The 17,413-nt window shown below is 69.1% G+C and carries 16 protein-coding genes and 5 pseudogenes; 8 read left to right on the plus strand and 13 right to left on the minus strand.

The genetic code is table 11. The features are described from left to right. Positions 1 to 67: 67 nt before the first annotated feature. Positions 68 to 562, plus strand: a pseudogene (locus ACFY4A_RS33970) (permease); the annotation flags it as partial. After that, on the plus strand, positions 548 to 1,060 hold the full coding sequence (locus ACFY4A_RS33975; RefSeq protein ID WP_390833201.1) for a hypothetical protein: 513 nt from the start codon (positions 548 to 550) through the stop codon (positions 1,058 to 1,060). The pseudogene ACFY4A_RS33970 and the gene ACFY4A_RS33975, both read left to right, overlap by 15 nt. Positions 1,061 to 1,076: 16 nt before the next feature. Here ACFY4A_RS33975 and rpsR read toward each other — a convergent pair whose 3' ends face one another. The 4 genes from rpsR to rpmG are packed head-to-tail and all read right to left on the minus strand — an operon-like array spanning position 1,077 to position 2,970. After that, positions 1,077 to 1,319, minus strand: a complete 243-nt coding sequence (gene rpsR, locus ACFY4A_RS33980; protein WP_390833170.1) for a 30S ribosomal protein S18 — start codon at positions 1,317 to 1,319, stop codon at positions 1,077 to 1,079. 51 nt (positions 1,320 to 1,370) lie between these two features. Then, positions 1,371 to 2,546, minus strand: coding sequence for a CobW family GTP-binding protein (locus tag ACFY4A_RS33985; RefSeq protein ID WP_390833171.1), 1,176 nt, complete (start codon positions 2,544 to 2,546; stop codon positions 1,371 to 1,373). Continuing rightward, positions 2,543 to 2,800 carry a type B 50S ribosomal protein L31 gene (locus ACFY4A_RS33990; RefSeq protein WP_390833172.1) on the minus strand — a complete coding sequence of 86 codons (258 nt, stop codon included), beginning with the start codon at positions 2,798 to 2,800 and terminating at the stop codon, positions 2,543 to 2,545. The genes ACFY4A_RS33985 and ACFY4A_RS33990 overlap by 4 nt, the downstream gene beginning before the upstream one ends. 5 nt (positions 2,801 to 2,805) lie before the next feature. Beyond that, a complete protein-coding gene (gene rpmG, locus ACFY4A_RS33995) occupies positions 2,806 to 2,970 on the minus strand; it encodes a 50S ribosomal protein L33 (protein ID WP_225077651.1) in 165 nt (54 codons plus the stop codon). A gap of 132 nt (positions 2,971 to 3,102) precedes the next feature. Here rpmG and rpmB point away from each other — a divergent pair, with 132 nt between their 5' ends. The 3 genes from rpmB to ACFY4A_RS34010 all read left to right on the plus strand — a co-directional run bounded on the left by rpmB (position 3,103) and on the right by ACFY4A_RS34010 (position 4,934). After that, positions 3,103 to 3,339 carry a 50S ribosomal protein L28 gene (gene rpmB / locus ACFY4A_RS34000; RefSeq protein WP_390833173.1) on the plus strand — a complete coding sequence of 79 codons (237 nt, stop codon included), beginning with the start codon at positions 3,103 to 3,105 and terminating at the stop codon, positions 3,337 to 3,339. Next, on the plus strand, positions 3,339 to 3,644 hold the full coding sequence (rpsN, locus tag ACFY4A_RS34005; protein WP_390833174.1) for a 30S ribosomal protein S14: 306 nt from the start codon (positions 3,339 to 3,341) through the stop codon (positions 3,642 to 3,644). The genes rpmB and rpsN overlap by 1 nt, the downstream gene beginning before the upstream one ends. A gap of 366 nt (positions 3,645 to 4,010) precedes the next feature. Beyond that, entirely contained in the window at positions 4,011 to 4,934 is a 924-nt protein-coding gene (locus ACFY4A_RS34010; protein WP_390833175.1) for an NAD(P)/FAD-dependent oxidoreductase, read from the plus strand. 45 nt (positions 4,935 to 4,979) lie between these two features. Here ACFY4A_RS34010 and ACFY4A_RS34015 read toward each other — a convergent pair whose 3' ends face one another. The 9 genes and pseudogenes from ACFY4A_RS34015 to ACFY4A_RS34055 form a co-directional block, all read right to left on the minus strand. Beyond that, a complete protein-coding gene (locus tag ACFY4A_RS34015; RefSeq protein ID WP_390833176.1) occupies positions 4,980 to 5,201 on the minus strand; it encodes a phosphopantetheine-binding protein in 222 nt (73 codons plus the stop codon). A 94-nt stretch (positions 5,202 to 5,295) separates the two neighbouring features. Then, entirely contained in the window at positions 5,296 to 5,526 is a 231-nt protein-coding gene (locus ACFY4A_RS34020) for a hypothetical protein (RefSeq protein ID WP_390833177.1), read from the minus strand. Continuing rightward, positions 5,523 to 5,903 carry a hypothetical protein gene (locus ACFY4A_RS34025; RefSeq protein ID WP_390833178.1) on the minus strand — a complete coding sequence of 127 codons (381 nt, stop codon included), beginning with the start codon at positions 5,901 to 5,903 and terminating at the stop codon, positions 5,523 to 5,525. Before ACFY4A_RS34025 ends, ACFY4A_RS34020 begins: the two co-directional genes overlap by 4 nt. Before the next feature lie 85 nt (positions 5,904 to 5,988). Continuing rightward, on the minus strand, positions 5,989 to 6,126 hold the full coding sequence (locus ACFY4A_RS34030; RefSeq protein ID WP_390833179.1) for a hypothetical protein: 138 nt from the start codon (positions 6,124 to 6,126) through the stop codon (positions 5,989 to 5,991). Between the two features lie 189 nt (positions 6,127 to 6,315). Next, the gene (locus ACFY4A_RS34035; RefSeq protein ID WP_390833180.1) at positions 6,316 to 7,131 is read right to left on the minus strand and encodes an ISAs1 family transposase; all 816 of its coding nucleotides are present in this window, start codon (positions 7,129 to 7,131) and stop codon (positions 6,316 to 6,318) included. A 53-nt stretch (positions 7,132 to 7,184) separates the two neighbouring features. Then, a pseudogene (locus ACFY4A_RS34040) lies at positions 7,185 to 7,349 on the minus strand (ISAs1 family transposase); the annotation flags it as partial. A 417-nt stretch (positions 7,350 to 7,766) separates the two neighbouring features. Continuing rightward, positions 7,767 to 8,318 (minus strand): hypothetical protein, encoded by a 552-nt coding sequence (locus tag ACFY4A_RS34045; RefSeq protein ID WP_390833181.1) that lies wholly within the window; start codon positions 8,316 to 8,318, stop codon positions 7,767 to 7,769. 466 nt (positions 8,319 to 8,784) lie between these two features. Continuing rightward, positions 8,785 to 9,863 (minus strand): annotated as a pseudogene (locus tag ACFY4A_RS34050) (ATP-dependent DNA helicase); the annotation flags it as partial. 259 nt (positions 9,864 to 10,122) lie between these two features. After that, positions 10,123 to 10,534 (minus strand): annotated as a pseudogene (locus ACFY4A_RS34055) (transposase); the annotation flags it as partial. 312 nt (positions 10,535 to 10,846) lie between these two features. Here ACFY4A_RS34055 and ACFY4A_RS34060 point away from each other — a divergent pair. From ACFY4A_RS34060 to ACFY4A_RS34070, 3 genes and pseudogenes are all read left to right on the plus strand, one after another. Continuing rightward, positions 10,847 to 11,161: pseudogene (locus tag ACFY4A_RS34060) on the plus strand (transposase); the annotation flags it as partial. 670 nt (positions 11,162 to 11,831) lie between these two features. Beyond that, on the plus strand, positions 11,832 to 13,562 hold the full coding sequence (locus tag ACFY4A_RS34065; RefSeq protein WP_390833182.1) for a bifunctional metallophosphatase/5'-nucleotidase: 1,731 nt from the start codon (positions 11,832 to 11,834) through the stop codon (positions 13,560 to 13,562). A gap of 466 nt (positions 13,563 to 14,028) precedes the next feature. After that, positions 14,029 to 17,361, plus strand: a complete 3,333-nt coding sequence (locus tag ACFY4A_RS34070) for a hypothetical protein (RefSeq protein WP_390833183.1) — start codon at positions 14,029 to 14,031, stop codon at positions 17,359 to 17,361. The last annotated feature ends 52 nt before the right edge of the window (positions 17,362 to 17,413 follow it).

Raw genomic sequence — 17,413 nt, forward strand, 5'->3', positions numbered from 1 at the left:
GTCGCTACTATGCGGCGCGTCCGTGGTGTCGTACGGCCAAGCGAGTGACGTGAGCGATCAGGAGTACATCGAGAACCGGTACGGGTTCTTCGACACCGTCCGCCTCGCCGTCAGGACGCTCGTGTAGGTCGTCGTCGGCGGTGTCGCGCTCGCCACGATCCTCGCGGTCGTGCTGATCCTCGGCCCGGTGATCGCACTCGACCTCTACACCCCGCCCGTCGCCGCCTGGTGGACGGTGTTCACCGCCGTCGTCGTCCAGGGAGTTCCCTTCCTGCTGCTGGGCACGCTGGTCTCCGCCATCGGCGCCTTCGTGCCCGAGCGCGTCTTCAGCCGTCTGCTGCCGCGCAGGACTGCGCTCGCCGTGCCCGTCGCGGGCGCGGCCGGCGCCGTGCTGCCCGGGTGCGAGTGCGCGTCCGTACCGGTGGCCAGAAGCCTGATGCGGCGCGGGGTAGCCCCGGCCGCAGCGCTCGCGTTCCTGCTGTCCGCGCCCGCGATCAACCCCGTCGTGCTGGTCGCCACGTCCATCGCCTTCCCCGGCCAGCCGCTGATGGTGGCGGCCCGGCACGACCGGCCCGCGCCTCGCCTGGCTGCTCGCCCTCCCCGCCACCGCGCTGCTGCTCTTCCCGCCGCCCGCGCTCGGCTCCTACAGCGCGGGCGGGAGGACGCGCGGCGCGCGGCCCAGGGCGTCGGGACGTTCCCGCCACTGCCGTCCGGCGACCCGGTGGACCTGAGCGTCGCCGCCTTCACCTCCCGGGCGGTCTACGACAGCGATCGCTCGTTGAAGGGCCGTACGGTCCGGCTGACCGGCTTCGTCACGCACGGGGACGACGGCGCGTGGTACATCACCCGGCTCCTGGTCTCGTGCTGCGCGGCCGACGCGACCACGAGCAAGGTGGAGCTCCGCGGCGCGGACGCCCCGGCGACGGACGCGTGGGTGACGGTCACGGGCATCTGGCGCCCCAAGGGCAGGCTGGGCTCCTCGGCGGCCTGGCCCCCGCTGCTGGACGCGAAGGAGGTCAGAGGGGTCGAGGAGCCGTCAAACCCGTACGAGCAGCGTTGACTCAACGCTGTCCCGGCTATCGGGAACTGTAGGGAAGGAGTGCCATCTCGCGTGCGTTCTTGATGGCCTGCCCTATCTGCCGCTGCTGCTGACGCGTCACGCGCGTCACCCGACGGCTGCGGATCTTCCCGCGGTCGGAGATGAACTTCCGCAGCAGTTCGGTGTCCTTGTAGTCGACGTATGTGATGCCAGCGGCGTCCAGCGGGTTGGCTCGCTGCGGCTTGGCGGTCTGCCGCCGGGTGCTTGGGCGACGGGGCATGGTCGGATCCTCTCTCAAGGGGGTGCGGTGGAATGCGCGGACGGTCGCGGTTCAGGACACTGGGTCGAGCAAGTCGTCGAACGCGTGCGGAAGTTGCTTCCAACGATCGGTGCCGGCCGCGTACTCGTCGTCGGTGAGCAGACACGAGTCGAGCAGCGCCTGCAGACCGTCACTGTCCAGACCGGGCGAGGTGAAGGTGAAGTACTGGCAGCGGTCGCCGTGTTCGGGGTGCCAGTCCACCGAGGCGGCCAGGCGGCGTTCGGCGGATACCATCTCCCAGGCGGCATCGGGCAGGGCCGCCAGCCAGGGTCCGGCCGACTCCACGCACAGCGCGCCGCCGGCGGCGTCCCACGACAGCAGGGTGTCGGGGCGGTCCGCCAGCCAGAACCGCCCACGGCTGCGGGCGGCGGCACAGGTCAGGTCCTCCAGCGCCGCGTAGAGGCGCTGCGGGTGGAAGGGGCGTGTCCGCCGCCAGACGAAGGTGCTCACGCCGTGCTCGTCGCACTCCTGCGGCAACAGCGCGCACGCGGGATGCAGGCGAGCGGCGGCCGCGTCCACGTCGAAGCCCGCCAGCAGAGCGGTCTGCAGGGCAGCGCTTCCCACGCGTACCTTTCGTGCGCCCGGCGTGAGCTGGGCGAGCAGCGCGTGGTCGGTCTCGTCGGCGGGCTCGCCGCCCGCAGCGCCCGAGCCGTCCTCGGCGAGTGCGATCACCGTGGGGTATTCCAGTTGCCGGGCGAAGGTGTCGGCGATGGTGCGCTGGTCGGTCGGGGCGGCGGCGAGGCCGACGTCGGCCAGGTCGTCGCCGTTGGACAGGTAGGGCAGGACGAGTGCCGGGTCGACCGCGGTGGCGACCCCGGTCAGCGCCAGCGGTACGCCCGCGGCGGCGATGACCGCGGCCATGCCCTGGGGTTCGACGGAGTCCCACAGTTCCACGACGGCCAGCCGGTGCGTTCCCTCCTCGGCCAGCCGCAGCAGTTCAGGGACGAGGTCCTCGCGCAGCGCGCAGCACGCGCAGTCGTTCACCAGGGGCGCGTCACCGCTGCCCAGCAGGCCGCCGGCATCGCGTACGGTGCGGTGCACCGTACTGTCGACGGCGGACGTCAGGTCGTGGTGCAGCGCGACCGAGCGGGGCACCGTGCGCAGGATTTCCTGGACAGCGGCCCTGCGGGCGTCGGCGTGCAACCCGGCGACGATCGCGACCGGCAGCCGCGCCTGGTCCCTGCTCACTGCCGGCCCTGTCCGCGTCCGTAGCGCCGCTCGAAGCGCTCGACGCGCCCCGCGGTGTCCAGGACCCGCTGGGTGCCGGTGTAGAAGGGATGGCTCGCCGAGGAGATCTCGACGTCGATGACCGGGTAGGTGTTGCCGTCCTCCCACTCGACGGTCTTGTCACTGGTGGCCGTCGACCGGGTGAGGAAGGCGAAGTCGGCGACCCGGTCACGGAAGACGACCGAGCGGTACTCGGGGTGGATTCCGGGCTTCACGGTACTCAGCGCTCCTCACGAAAGTCGACGTGGCGGCCGACGACCGGGTCGTACTTGCGCAACGTCAGCCGGTCGGGGTCGTTACGGCGGTTCTTGCGGGTCACATAGGTGTAGCCGGTGCCAGCGGTGGACCTGAGCTTGATGATCGGACGCAGTTCGTTTCTGGACATGGACACGCACTATACAAGAGATTGGTTTTCATTTTCATCTAGCTGCTACTGTGCTGCCCCGTACCAGGTCGCAATCGCCCGCCCCCCCAAGAAACCGCACACGGGACCACGATCCACACACGAGGAGGAAACATGTCCGCCCACTGCCAACTCACCGATCGACAGCCCGGCTTCGGCCATCACATCTCCCACTCCCACCGGCGCAGCAAGCGCCGCTTCGACCCCAACATCCAGCGCAAGCGCTACTGGCTGCCGAGCGAAGGCCGCCACGTCCTGCTCACCCTCTCCGCCAAGGGCATCAAGACGGTCGACACGATCGGCATCGAAGCCGCGGTGGCCCGCATCCGCGCCCGGGGCGGGAGGGTCTGATGGCGAAGAAGAGCAAGATCGCTAAGAACGAGCAGCGGCGCCTCATCGTGGCCCGCCATGCCGCGCGCCGCGCCGAGCTGAAGGCGATCATCTCGTCACCCCGGGCATCCGACGACGAACGCGCCGCCGCCCAGAGGGAACTGCGCCGGCAGCCCCGCGACGCCAGCGCCACCCGCCTGCGCAACCGTGACTCCGTGGACGGGCGCCCCCGCGGCCACCTGCGCGCCTTCGGCCTGTCCCGCATCCGCGTACGCGAGATGGCCCACGCGGGCGAGCTCCCCGGCGTGACCAAGAGCAGTTGGTGACCCACACCGCTTCCTCGGCCGTCCGGGCACGCCTGGCGTGCCCGGACGCCCATCCCAGAGCGACGGCGAACCGTGCGCACCCCCGAGCAGCGAAGCACCCGACGGAAGCGCTCGCCCGGCGGAGCGCGGGAAGAGCGCTCCTGCCCGCACCAGACCCCGCGTCGCCGCACGTCCCCATCGGCCGCCGCCACCAGTCCGGCGGCCTCCGCGCCGCCCAGCACCCACGCCACCCGCGCCGTGCCGCGGCTCGGCCTGTGCGACCACATCGAAAATGCGACACGAGGGTCCCTACACCTTTATTCCTCGCCTTCCCCACCGCCAGCCGGTAACTGAAACGGTGGAGCACTACGGAGGAAGTGACAGACGATGTACGACGTGATCGTGATCGGCGGGGGGCCCGCGGGTCTCAACGCCGCGCTGGTGTCAGGGCGTCAGCGCAGGCGGGTCCTCCTGCTGGACTCGGGCCGCCCGCGCAACGCGCCCGCGGCGCAGATGCACATGTTTCTCAGCCGTGACGGGTTCCCGCCCGCAGAACTGCGCCGCATAGGCCGGGAGCAGCTCACCGCCTACCCGAACGTGGAACTGCGTGAGGCGACCGTCACGGCCGCCGTGTCCGAGCCGCCGGGGTTCGCCCTGACACTGACGGACGGCGCGGTGGAGCGGACCCGCAAACTGGTCCTCGCCACGGGGCAGGTCGACGTGCTCGACGAGCAACTGGAAGGGCTGTCCGCGCTGTTCGGCCGGGGGGTGTACCACTGCCCGTTCTGCCACGGCTGGGAGACCAGCGGGATGAGCCTGGCCGTCCTGGGGCATGAACTGCCGCAGGTCATGCAGGCCCTGTACGTGGCCGACCGCTTCAGTGACGACGTGGTCGTGTGCACCAACGGACACCCGGTGCCCGAACAGGCCACGGGCAAGCTCGCCGATGCCGGTATCACCGTGGAGGAGACGGCCGTGACCCGGATCGAGGGCGAGGCAGGTGCACTCCGCCTGGTCCTCGCCGACGGCCGGGTCCTCGAACGGCAAGGCGTCTACCATCGGGCGCCCACCCACCAGCACTCCCTGCTGGCCCAGCAGTTGGGGTGCCGGATCCTGCCGGACGGCTGTGTGCGGGTGGACGAGTTTCAGCGCACGTCCGTGCCGGGTGTGTACGCGGCCGGGGACACCGCCCGTCTGGAGGCGTTGCCGGACGCTCTCACCTTCGTGATCACGGGGGCCGCCGACGGCGCCCGTGCCGCGGTCTGGCTGGACCAGGAACTCTTCCGCGAGGACGCCGGCCTGGGCGGCTGACCCCGGAGTGGGGGGGGGGCGGCCCCCCCCCCCCCCCCACTCCACTCACCGTTCGTCCGGTTCCCGCAACGCGGCGGCGAGTCCCGCCACCGTCGGCTGCCGGAGGAAGCGGCGCGGTGTCACCCGCCCCAGTCCCTCCCGGGCGAGTGATGCGAGCATCCGCACGGCGAGCAGCGAGTCGCCGCCGAGCGCGAAGAAGTCGGCGGTGCGCTCGTCTACCGCACAGTCCAGCAGCTTCTGCCAGTGCGCGGCGACGGCCCGTTCCACCTCGTCCCGGGGCGGTCCCGGCTCCGCTCCGTCGGCCGCCGTCGCGGGTACGGACAGGCGTCGTCCGGGTGCCAGCCGGGTCGTCTCCGCCTGCTCACCGTCGACCGCCTCGGGCAGTCCGACCAGGGCGGACCAGCCTCCGTCTGGCCAGCGACTCCACGGTGGCCATGAGATCGCCGAACATACGGTCGACGTCCTTGCCCGCGAACAGTTCCTCCACCAGCCAGAAGGCGACGACGAGTTCGCCACGCAGCTCGAACAGCCGGACCTCCAGGGCCACCTGAGGCGTGCGCAGCTGCTGGTGGTGGCTCAGCAGGTCGATCACTCCGAGCGGTCCGGCCTCCTGCGGCACCTCGCTGCCCAGTGCCGCGTCCACGCCCAGGGTCGACTGGAAGACGACGGGGCCACCGGGCGGTGGGTGCCTCGCCGACGGCCCAGTTCGCGGGAGACCTCCACCCCGGTGATCAGATTGTGGGCGAGCGCGTCGCCGATGTCCTGCTGGGCCCGGGTGGCGAGGTCGGCGAAGACCGGGGCCGGCGGAAGGTCGACGGGCAGCAGCATGGTGGAGGAGAAGGCCCCAACCAGCCTGGACACGTCGGGATGGAGCGGAAGCCGGTTCAGCTGCAGGGTGTTGAGCAGGAAGCGGCGGTGGCCGCAGGCCCGGGCGACGGCCGCGGCGAACGCGGCGAACGCGGCGAACATCGCCGCGGGGTCACGCCGTGTTCGGTGCACAGACGGCGCAGCGCCGACCAGCACTGCGGGTCCAGTACCGCCTGCCGGGTGCCCATCAGGGTGGGGCGCACCCCCCGGGGTCGGCCACCAGCGGCAGGGCCGGCGGCAGGGGGAAGCCGTCGAGCCGGTCCCACCACCAGTCGCGGTCCTGCTCCCACGCCTGTGTGCCGGGCAGGTCCCGCAGGGTCGTCACGTAGTCGCCGTAGTCGATGTCCAGGGGCGCGAGAACGGCGTTGTAGTCGGAGACCAGGGCGAACGCTGGAGGACCAGCCGTCGATGATGAACAGGCTGGTGGAGGAGTGCAGCCGCGCGCGACCGCCAGGCATAAGGGTCAGGCTTATGTCCAGGCCGCAGCTCTGGGACGGGTCGGGGCCCTGGGTGCTCATCTCGTGCCGGATCTCGGCGAGCCGTGCGGCGGCCGTCTCCTCGTCGGCGTCGCGCAGGTCGGTGACCCGCAGGTGCGGTATCGCCTGCGGATCGTCCAGGGGCAGGATGTGCTGCCGGCCGTCGGGCAGGATGCGGGCCCGCAGGACGGCCTGGTGCTCGGCCAGTCTCTCCAGGGCATCCTGCAGCGCTTCGGGGGCTCCTTCAGGCGGCGGATCTCGTCGCGGCCGTGGACGGCGGCCCAGGTGCGGTCCATCAGCGGCACCATTTTCCAGGGAAGATCCTTCACCAGCGCCTGCAGGGTCGGGTGGTTGCCCTTGAGCACGGCGATGTAGTGCGCGTCTTTCTCCTCGACCAGGAACTTCGCGTGGTCGGTCTGGGTGAGCAGGGCGTCGAAGGTCACCACCGCGCCGGTCAGGTCCAGCGGGTCCAGCAGCGGCCGGAACGCGGTGATCTCATTGCTCTTCGCGTCGACCTCGCGCTGGGCGAGCACGATGCCATCGTCGCGCAGAGCGGACAGCAGGTGGACGCAGCGGCCGTCGGCGCAGATCGCGCCGCGCACGGATTTGCCGTCCACCGCGACCGCCGCCCGCACCGGGCGGGACGGCAGGTGTCTGTCCTCGCCGACGGCGCGGCAGGCGTCCGCACTAGCAGTGAGCCAGCCGCCGATCGCCGCGTCGAGCGTGTCGCCGTCGATGCGCTGCAGTACCCGGCGCACGGTCGCCTCGCTGGGCGCCCGGTAGGGCCGGTCCGGATCGCGCAGCGTGGCCCCGCAGCGGAGAAGGAGCCGGTCAGGGGCGTCGGCGGCCCACACTCGGCGATTGCGGTGAGGGACTTTGCTCCGGCCAGGACCGAGCAGGCAGCCAGGGCCAGGACGTACGACAGCGGGTGGCGTCGGCCCCGCGGGCGGCGCGGGTCGGGCAGGCGGCGCAGCTGGTCCAGCAGGTCGGGCAGTTCATCGGAGCGGGCCGGATCGGAACCGGCGAGTTGGCCCAGCCCGGCAGGGATGGGCGATGATGACGCAGCAGGCACGGTCTTCCGTCGTGGTGATCAGCGAACTCGACACTCCATGATCACCGGGAGCCGTGCCTGCGCGTGTGCCTGCCGGTCCATCACGAATCATCACCACGGCCAAGCCTGCATATCAGGCCCATACCGGCCACGTCGGGCCGACCGCGAGAACGACGCAGCCCTGCCCAGGGGACCGCGCCGCTTCGGGAGCCGCGGGCACAAGACAGGGCGTCCGCGAGATCGACAGCGTCACTTCACCTGGGCGACCCCTCCGTGCGCTGTCGATGAGGTCCGCTCGTACTTCCGAGAGAGGCTGCTCCTGGCGCTAGCGCCTGGCGAGGATTCAGCGGAATATCCCTTCTTCAGCGGGTCGGAGTCCTGACCCCAGGGGTGGCACTGAAATCCGGGTACCCCGTCGCGTGGCTGCGCAGGGTGTCCTCACGGGACATCCTCACCCCTGCTCCACCGCCGCAGGGACTGTAGGCCTATCGCGGTCCCGACGATCGCTCGGCGCTGCGACAGGGTGAGCCGGCGGTCGAAGACGATGTGGTAGCTCTGACGCCGGCTTGTCCCTATCGGGGAGACCTTCACCCGCCCCAGTTCGGCCTCCGACTCGTCCCTGATCAGCCACGTCCGCCCGGCCAGTGCCGTCCGATCCAGGCACAGCAGCTCATCCGAACCGGCCACGCGCAACTGCAGCCCCAGGGTGGTCACCAGGGCGTTGCGCGCTTCTGCCGAGCCCACTTCGCGATCGCGGTTGTCCGTGAACAGGAACCGGGTCTTGCCAAAAAGGCGGGCATGGATCGCCACGCGGAGAGCCGTTCGCCACGCCGGATCGACGAGGGTGTACACGGCCCCGCGCCGTCCACTGGTGGAGTACACGTCGGCGAGCCGCGTGTTACCGGTGCCGACAAGGATCCCCACCGCCGGAGCGCCGTGCAGCGGGCCCATGAACGTGGGCGCCGTCTCCTCCGGCTCCAGCAGCACCAACTCAGGCATGTTGAACATGTCCAGCAGCCGATCCGGTCTGCCCTCGTCGGACATCGCCAGCGCCCCCCGTCCCATGCCGCAACTCGGCTGATGTCGCGGATTCGCTACCCGGTCGACCGGGTCACCAACCCCTGTGGCGGTCAGAAGAGGGCCCTGCCGCCCTCGAAGTCCAGCAGGCGTCAGCTGTTCGGGAGAGTGGCGGTGCACCACTATGTGACGCCAAGCGCGATCACGTGGACCCGCACCCCCGAGCCAGCAGGCTCAGCAACACCGCTCCTGCGGCGTGCCCGGGTCCGCCGCACCGCACCACCGCGCTCCAGGCGGTCACCTCCTCCAGCACGACCACCACCGTGCGGTCGTCGCTCTCGGCCGCATTGGTGCTCGGCTCCTTCCGCCGCAGGTCGAACGGGGACTGGGGCTTCGTCCTGGGCGGCAGGGGCTACACGGGCGGCCTGGAGGAGCTCGTCCTCCAGGAGGTCGCCCATGTCTCGTTGCATCGCGTCGGTGACGGCGTCGACCAAGAGCTCCCTGAACACCTGGCGCGCGGGGTTGTGCCCCGGTGCGGCTGCCACGGCGGCGTCGCGTGCCGTGGCGACTGCCTCGCCGGACAGGTGAACCAGTTCCTGTCCGACCCGTACGGTGAAGTCACCGGCGGGGGCTTGGTGGACGCGCAGCAGGCCGGCCAAGGCGTCGGCGAGGTCGGAGCTGCCCTTGAGACGCGCCGTATCGAACGGGTCCACCGTGTCCGTGGATACTCCGGCCAGTTCCGGCAGGTCGCCAGAACGACGTCGTTCTCTCCGAGCGAGGGAAGGACCTGGGAGATGTAGTCGAGGAACGGGGCGTTCTGGCCCACCACCAGGACACCCTCCTCCGCGGCGCGCGGGAACGCGTACAGGACATAGGCCGCCCGGTGCAGGGCGACCACCGTCTTGCCGGTGCCGGGCCCGCCCTGCACCAGGTCACCCCGCGGTGGGCGGAGCGGACGATCTCGTCCTGCTCGGCCTGCAGCGTCGCGACGGCCGCGTGCATCCTGCCCGTACGCCGTGCCGACAGAGCCTCGGTCAACGGGCCGTCCCCCACGACGTCCTCGTCGGTCGGGGCGGTCCCGTCCAGCAGTTCGTCGCTCACCGAGATGACCGTGCGCTCCTCGAGGCGCAGGTGCCGGCGCCGCCGCAGGTCCATCGGGTGGACCGGTGTCGCCTCGTAGAAGGGCCGCGCCGCGTTCGCGCGCCAGTCCACGAGCAGAGGCAGGTCATCCTCCTCCGTATGCAGTCCGATCCGCCCGATGCGCAGGGCCGTGCCATCCGTCCAGTCGATGCGCCCGAAGACCAGCCCCTTTTCGGCGCCCTCCAGCCGGCCGATTTCCTTGGCCAGACTCTCGGCGGCGATTTCTCTCTCGTATGCCTCACCGGCGCTGTCCGCCGGGGCCTTCAGCAGACTCGCTCGGTGTACTCGCGCCTCGGAAAGCCGCTCGGTGAGCAACTCATACAAGGAGGACACATAATCCTGCTCCGATTCAACCGCACGCACAGCGGGATCATTCATTTTCGACAACAGGGGGGCTCCCTCGATTCGAGCCACACCATATGGTCAAAGTTCCCTAAAGATAAGTCTTGACTTGCTTGGTGAAGCTATGCCCCTACGACTGAATCCATGACGGCTGACCGTATGACGTATCATGCATTCCGCCGTTCCGTATATCGCTAATTGCGCTCCCGATGTCTGCCTGCCTTATGGGCGAGCCCGCCCTTGGATGCCGGCGATGTTTTGCCGCGCTCGGGAAAAGGTGCCTCTATGGGCTTCGTCAAGCCGTGACGGGGGCCGGGGACTCGTAGAACGTGCCGTCTCGGAGCATGGCGAAGAGTACATCGATGCGGCGTCGGGCGAGGGCGATCAGGGCTGCGACGTGGTGCTTTCCCTCACGGCGTTTCCTGTCGTAGTAGGCCCGTGACTCCGGTTGTGAGAGTGAGGCGAACGCAGCGAGGTAGAAGGCACGTTTGAGCTGCTTATTGCCTCGCCGGGCGGGGTGTTCGCCGCGGATGGAGGGGCCGGAGGTGCGAGTGACCGGGGCCAGGCCGGCGTAAGCGGCCAGGTGTCCGCAGGAGTTCCTCGATCCGGGTCGCGAGGAGTCTGCGTTGGTCCAACACGGAGCCGAGTGTGGAGACGAGACTGGGGATGATCAGTGCGGCCGCCTCGGTGCCCGGGACGACCACGCTCCCTTGCCACGTCGATGTCGCCGTCACCGGTCACGTACTTGCTCCTGTACTCGCGCTCTTCCCGGCCTCACCTGTGGCATCAGCGTGCCGGCATCCACGTTACGAAGAGACTGCCTCACCCGGTCCGGGATCGGTGCTCGGGCCTCTAATCAGCGGTCTGCCAATGCCTCCGACGCCCGGTGACACCACCTTTTCGATCATCATCGACCGGGGATTCAAGTCATGCCGGGGTCGAAGGCCGGGGGCCTCGTTGCGAGGCCAGGAAGAAGGTAACGGGCTTCTCCAAAGGGGCAAAACGACCAGCTAGCCGACCGGGGCGAGGCGCCCGACGAGGACCGTGAGGAGCGCCGGCGCCGGCGCCGCCGTCGCAAGGCCCGTCTCCGCGCCGCCGAACTGGGCCCCTCCCGCGGCGGGTTGACCAGCAAGGTACACCTGTCGGCGGACCACCGTTGCCGTCCGCTGTCCTTCGTCCTCACGCCCGGCCAAGCCGCCGACAGTCCCCGCTTCACCGCTGTCCTGGAACGCATCAAGGTGCGCGGGCCGGTAGGCCGCCCGCGCACTCGCCCCGACGCGGTCGCCGCGGATAAGGCGCACTCGTCCCGCGCCAACCGCAGGAGCGGACGAAGACCCCGGGTGAGTTCGCAAAACCTCATGAGACGGCCCGATGGCCGCGCTCGATGACCTGACTGAGCAGCCCAGACCCCCGAACCACGGCCATGGCGCCGACCTTTCCGGCCGGGCATCGAATGGGTGGTTGTGAGCGACTCCGCCGACCACGAGCACATCGGGGACGTCAACGACCATAGCTCTGAACATCCGTGAGGCTTCCTCACCCCCAATCTCCACCGCCGCTCGTCGGGTGACGAGATCGAACTCGCGTTCTCGGCTTGGGAATCGGATTGATCACGGTGGTGAGTGATCGTGCTACCTGGCTGTCGCGCACGGAAGGGATCAGTCGACGTCATGCAACAGGCCAGCAACAGGCCGCCGTTGAACCCCGCGACGCTCCCATCGGGCACGGGTCGGGCACGGCGAGGCAGGAAAGGAAGTTCCGGCTCCTGGCGCTCGTATGTCACCCAAAGTTCGCATCTCGACAGAACACTCACGGCGGCCGTTAGCTCGGTGTCGCGTTGCCTGGATGTGGGCATGACGAGTCCTCAGTGGCCACTTACCTCTCACAAGGAGCCGTAGCACGATGTCCAACGCCCGCTTGCGGATCAGTCGCCCTCGGTGGCGTCGACTGGCCACCGCGATCGCCGCAGGCCTCGTCCTGACTTTGGCGTCGCCCGCTGCCGTCATGGCGGATGACACCGCCGCCGAAGCGACTGACCCCGTCCCGGTGCAGCTACTGTCGATCACCGACCTCCACGGCTACTTCGGCGACTACACCACGACGGTGCCGGGCGCCCACGCCGGTGAGGCGACCCAGACCGTCGGCGGCGGCGCCTACCTGGCAGCCCACCTGGACCGTCTCCGCGACCAGGCCGCCCTGCCCGAGAAGAACTCGATCCTGTTCTCGGCTGGGGACGACTTCTCCGGCTGGCCGTTTGAGACTGCCTTCTTCTGGAACGAGCCGACGATCGAGTACCTCAACCACATTGGTCTGCAGTTCTCGACGATCGGGAACCACGAGCTGGACCGCAACCTCGACTACCTCCGCCACATGATGGAGGGCACCTGCAAGGGCCGCCCCGACGGCGACCTGTGCTTCACCGACTCCACCGGGCAGCGGTTCCACGGCGCCGACTACGACTACTACTCGGCCAACGTCGTCGACGGCGCGACCGACAAACTAGTGGTGAGGCCCTATCACATCGAGCAGGTCGGCGACGGCCATGGCGGCACGCTGCCTGTGGGCTTCATCCACGCCACCACGACCACCACGCCCGACGGAGGGCTCTCGTACTGGCCCTCTAACCAGTTGCGGGTTCTGCCGGAGGCGCAGGAGATCAACCGCTACGCGGCTGAGCTGCAGGCCCAGGGCGTGGAGGCCATCGTCGCGGTGGTGCACGAGGGATTCGCGCAGGCCGGCGACTTCTACAACGACTGCACGAACCCTTCTGGACCGATGGTCGAGATGAACAAGCAAATCGCGCCCGCCGTCGACGCCGTCGTCACCGGGCACTGGCATGCCCTCGGCAACTGCATGCTGCCCGACCCGGCAGGCAACCCCCGCCCGGTCGTCGAGGCTGCCAACCACGGCCGCCTCATCAGCGAGATCAACCTGCAGCTGGACCCCGAGACCGGCGACGTCCTGCGCGACCGCACCGTGGCCATCAATCACGCCAACACCCGCACCGTGACGCCGGACCCCGAGGTTCTGCGGATGGCGAAGTACTGGCGCGACCGGCTCGCTGAGCGACGCAACGAACCTGTCGCCGACATCGCTGGCGACCTCGCCCGTACGTCTGCGGACGCGGAGGAGTCGACCCTGGGCAATGCCACCGCCGACGCGTTCCGGTGGGCAGCGCAGAAGGACGGCGGTGCCGACGTCGGGCTCGTGTTGCCGAACACCCTGCTGCGCGACCTTACCTACGCGCCGACGGCGAACCGACCCGCCGACGCCCCGGGCCGCGTCCTCTTCGATGAGATCATGGCCGGGGTGATCCACGAGACCGGTGGTTTCGGCGCGGCACTCACCAGCGGCAAGGTGACCGGCCGCGAACTCAACCAGCTGCTGGAGAGCCAGTGGCAGCAGGGCGCTGGCGGAACCGTCACCTTCCGACCGCTTAGTGTCTCGAACAACGTCAGCTACAGCTACGACCCAAAGGCGCCCGTCGGTCAGCGCGTCAAGCTCCAAGACATCCGTATCGACGGCAAGCGGCTCACACCCAACGCCACCTACCGCGTCGCGGCGCTGTCCAAGGAGTTCGTGCCCAACCAAGCCGCTCCCGGGTTCACCACCCTGCTCGGCGCCCGCAACCAGCACCGGACCGTCTACTCCGGCCCCGACGCGCTGGCCGGCTACCTGCGCGCGCAGGCGCCGCTCACCCCGCCGGCGCTCGACCGGGTCCAGACGAAGCCGTAGCTCGCTCGTGCCGCGCGGGCGTCCAACGCCCGCGCGGCACGGCTCTACGAGCCCCAGTAGGACCAGGCCACTCTTGCATCAGATCGGTTGACCCGCCGGAATGCGCGGGGTCGGATACTTCGTCCGGACGAACGGGGTAAAGGCGCGGCAACTCGTCGAACGGCCTGCCGCCGACCCCGCCCACACCACAGCCCCCCGACGCGGAACCGGCACAGGCAGAGACGTAGGCGACTTTGCGGAGAGCCTCGGTGAGGGGCCCGGTGGACTGGCCGGACGAAGTCGAAGAAACCACAGAGATCCACGACGGGACACTGGCCACATTCCACCGGAAGGCGGGCTAGCGCCCCTGCCACTTCGCTGCTAGTAACTGGTCTGACACGTAAGGCCAGGGACGGGGAGGCGCGCGCACCAGTGAGTCTGCACCGGCGCGTCGCCGACTGCGCGCCCTGATCGAGCGAGGATAGCCATGGCCGATGTTGATCCGCTGGACCCGGTCGCCGCCGACGGCTCGCCCGCGAACGCCTTCGCCACGCACAAGGCGAGAGCGGACGGCATCGCCAGGTTTTTCGCGCTGACCCGGCGCCTCAAGGACATCAAGGCCGAGCAGGCCGGCGAGGACAACACGACGACCCTCATCGCGCACTGCCACATGCTCGCGCTGGATCCGGGTTTCACGCCGCCCGGCGAGGAGCCCAGCGCCACGGCCATGCCCGCCGCGCTGCGTCGGCTCAACCGGGGAAACGGCCTGGTCGGAACCAAGGGCGCCAGCACCGAGCGCGACTACGACATGGCCGTCAAAGGTCTGATAGTGCTGCTCTACCGCTATTCGGCGCAGCTGGGGCCGGACCTGGTGAAGTTCATCATGGACGATCTGCTGCCGGACTATCTGGTCGGTGGGCACCCGCCCGCGATCGAGGTCGTGGAGTTCTCGTTCCTCAACATCGCCGGGTCGGAGACCGAGAACCACCTGCTCATGATCGAGAGCAGCCGGTACCTCATCAACCAGCTCCGGTTCGACGAGACCCCGGACCCGAAGTTCGACAACCGCGGGCTGAAGACCTACCTGCTCGACTCGATGCAGCGGTTCCTGCGCCACGACTTCCTCGAGTTCAACTCGCGGCCGTACCAGCGTCTGGCGCTACACCCCATACTCAACTTGCATGAGTTCGCGCGTGACCCGGTGGTGCAGGACGCCGCGCGGATGGTCCTCGACTACGTGATGATGAAGTTCGCGCTGTCGAGCAATCGCGGCCGGCGGGTCACGCCGTTCCGGCGGCAGCAGCACCGGATCAACCATCAGGCCAACCTTCGCAACAATCTCTATTCGGACCAGGCCGACCAGGTAGCCGGCTTCTTCCTCGCCTGTACCGGGCTGCTCGACGCGGCAGGCAAGCCGACCCGCTTCCCGGACACCCAGTCCTTCACCGGCCTGCTGGGTGCCCTGGCCGCGTACCGGCCGCCGCCCACCGTCTACACGCTAGCGCTGAGGCAGGACAACCCGCCGTCGCTGCACCGCTTCTACCACGGCAACCGGCCCCGGCTGACGGCCTCGCCAGATGACGCGGAGGGCGGTTTGGAGATCTACCACCACTCGCCGTCGTTCCTGATCTCGGCGGGCGGGTCCTTCCTGAACAGCGGATACGGCCACGACGAGGTCGACCTGTTCAAACAGGCATGGGAGCAGACCTCCCGCGCACAGGCGACGACCGTCATACCCACTCGGGCGGAGACCGCGTTCCACGACCTGCTGCGCTTCGAGGCCTATCCGGATCCGCGCATCGACCCTTACAACGACGACCCGGAGGATCCGGATGCCTTTCGCGCGCAGAGCGTGAACTACGGCGTCGTGCCCGGCTTCGCCGCCGGGGCGAACATGCGTCCGGCCGAACGGAAGACCGTCGAGGAGCAGTCGACGTCGGCGACGCCGGCGCTGGCACTGCACCGCGACCAGCTCTGCATCGCCTGGAAGGGATCCGGCAACGACAACCTGAACATCGGCAAGGTCCAGGCCACGACGGTCATGGGCATCGACGGTGTCGAGGGCATCGAGCAGGTATCGGTGCTCGCCGAGACCAGTGACACGTCACCGGCCATCGCCTCGAACGGCGGACGCCTCTATCTCGCCTGGAAGGGATCCGGCAACGACAGCCTCAACATCGCGTTCTGCGACGACTGGTGGCCGGCCGATGTCGCGTCCAGGCAGTTCCCGCTTCCGCCCACCTGGAAGGGCAAGACCACGCTGAACGAGACGAGCGAGTACGCACCGGCGCTCGCGTCTCATGACGGCAGGCTCTATCTGGCGTGGGTCGGCCTCGACGAACACCTGAACGTGGCCAGGGTGACCTTGATCGGCAACACTGCCGGCGCGTTCACCATGGCGCTTGAGAACAAGGTCACGCTGGGTGAGACGAGCGAGGCGGCGCCGGCGCTGGCGTCACACGGCGGGCGGCTCTTCCTGGCTTGGAAGGGCTCGGGGAACGACGCCGTCAACCTCGCGTTCTCCGCCGACGGCGTCAGCTTCACCACGAAGACGTTCAACGAGACCAGCAGCCACGGGCCCTCCCTTGCCGCACATGGCGGACGCCTGTTCTTCTCCTGGAAGGGATCGGGCAACGAGAACCTCAACATCGCGCAGGTCGTCCTGATCGGCAACACGGCCGGCGGCTTCGGCGTCGAAGGCCTCGAATCGAAGGTCGTCCTCAGCGACATCAGCGAACAGCCACCGACGATCGGCTCGGGGAACGGGCTGCTGTGCGTGGCGTGGAAGGGCGAAGCCGACGACAACATTGACCTCGCGATCTCGCGGGACGGCAGGTTCGGTCCCGTCGGCCCGTGGATCTTCGCCGACCGCTCCCCACTCGGCTTCTACCTGGCCGCCTATCGGACGGCGCCAGCCCGCCCCGACCAGTTGATCGAGCCCTTGGACAGTCTCGGCTTCGCGTACCTCATGGAGACCAGCGCAGCGGCCGGTCTCGGTTTCGAGCAGTTCCAGGAGCGGGTGAAGGCAGGCAACGTCCATCTGCCGGCGCAGCTCGAGTACGGCGGCCGCTACGTGTTCAACGCTCCCGACGGCCGCAAGATCGCCATGTGGCTGGACCTCACCCAGATGAAGTACACCCCCCGCGTCGTCGACCTCGCCGAGCCGATCGGGGACTTCACTACGCTGCCGCTCGTGTCAGGTCAGTTCATGCGCGCGCCCGGCGGCCACGACGGCTTGATCGAGATACGGCACCCTGGCTGCGAGCAGACGGCTATCACCCTCGACTTCCGCACCGCCGCAAGCCCGAGCCGCAAGGAGAACAGGACCGGCTGCCCGGGCCCCTGGCTGGACCGCGTGTTCGCCATGTTCGCCGTGTCACGGCAGTTCGATGCGCTCGGCCGCGCACACGATGCGAACGTGGCCCGCGCTGACGCCGCAGTGCTCTACGACGAGATGCTGCGGATCGACACCGACCGCTTCGGGCCGCCACTCGCCCCTGCCGTTATCGAGGCGCTCGCGGCGATGGGGGTCGATTTCAGCGTTCCCGAGCAGGACCTCAGAGGCTGGCTGGCCAACCCCGAGTTCACGCCTTACCCGGCCATCGCGCAGGCGTTGCTCGGCCTCGGTCGGAAGTTGAAGGCGCCGGTGTTCATCGACGTGATCTCGTTCAACTACGAGAACAGGCCTGGTGTGGCTTCCCCGCGAGTGGTGGGTGACGTGCGCGGCGACCTACTGCGGGTGGCGATCGTCGAAGGATGGAACGTTCGCTACGGGGCAAGCATCCCGATCACCGGTTTCGAGCAGTTGTTGGTTCCGTAACCCGACCCTCGACGACCACCGCGACGGATTTCAGATCGACCTTCGGGAAGCC

The sequence above is a fragment of the Streptomyces sp. NPDC001292 genome (assembly GCF_042896465.1).
In the GTDB taxonomy this organism is placed as follows: Bacteria; Actinomycetota; Actinomycetes; order Streptomycetales; family Streptomycetaceae; genus Streptomyces.

Excerpts from the sequence above, each read along its gene's own strand:
- ACFY4A_RS33975 (WP_390833201.1), top strand. The coding sequence starts at position 548 with ATGGTGGCGGCCCGGCACGACCGGCCCGCGCCTCGCCTGGCTGCTCGC.
- rpmB (WP_390833173.1), top strand. The coding sequence starts at position 3,103 with ATGTCCGCCCACTGCCAACTCACCGATCGACAGCCCGGCTTCGGCCAT.
- ACFY4A_RS34065 (WP_390833182.1), top strand. The coding sequence starts at position 11,832 with ATGGCGGATGACACCGCCGCCGAAGCGACTGACCCCGTCCCGGTGCAG.
- rpmG (WP_225077651.1), bottom strand. The coding sequence starts at position 2,970 with ATGTCCAGAAACGAACTGCGTCCGATCATCAAGCTCAGGTCCACCGCT.
- ACFY4A_RS34070 (WP_390833183.1), top strand. The coding sequence starts at position 14,029 with ATGGCCGATGTTGATCCGCTGGACCCGGTCGCCGCCGACGGCTCGCCC.
- ACFY4A_RS34010 (WP_390833175.1), top strand. The coding sequence starts at position 4,011 with ATGTACGACGTGATCGTGATCGGCGGGGGGCCCGCGGGTCTCAACGCC.
- rpsN (WP_390833174.1), top strand. The coding sequence starts at position 3,339 with ATGGCGAAGAAGAGCAAGATCGCTAAGAACGAGCAGCGGCGCCTCATC.
- rpsR (WP_390833170.1), bottom strand. The coding sequence starts at position 1,319 with ATGCCCCGTCGCCCAAGCACCCGGCGGCAGACCGCCAAGCCGCAGCGA.
- ACFY4A_RS34025 (WP_390833178.1), bottom strand. The coding sequence starts at position 5,903 with ATGTTCGCCGCGTTCGCCGCGTTCGCCGCGGCCGTCGCCCGGGCCTGC.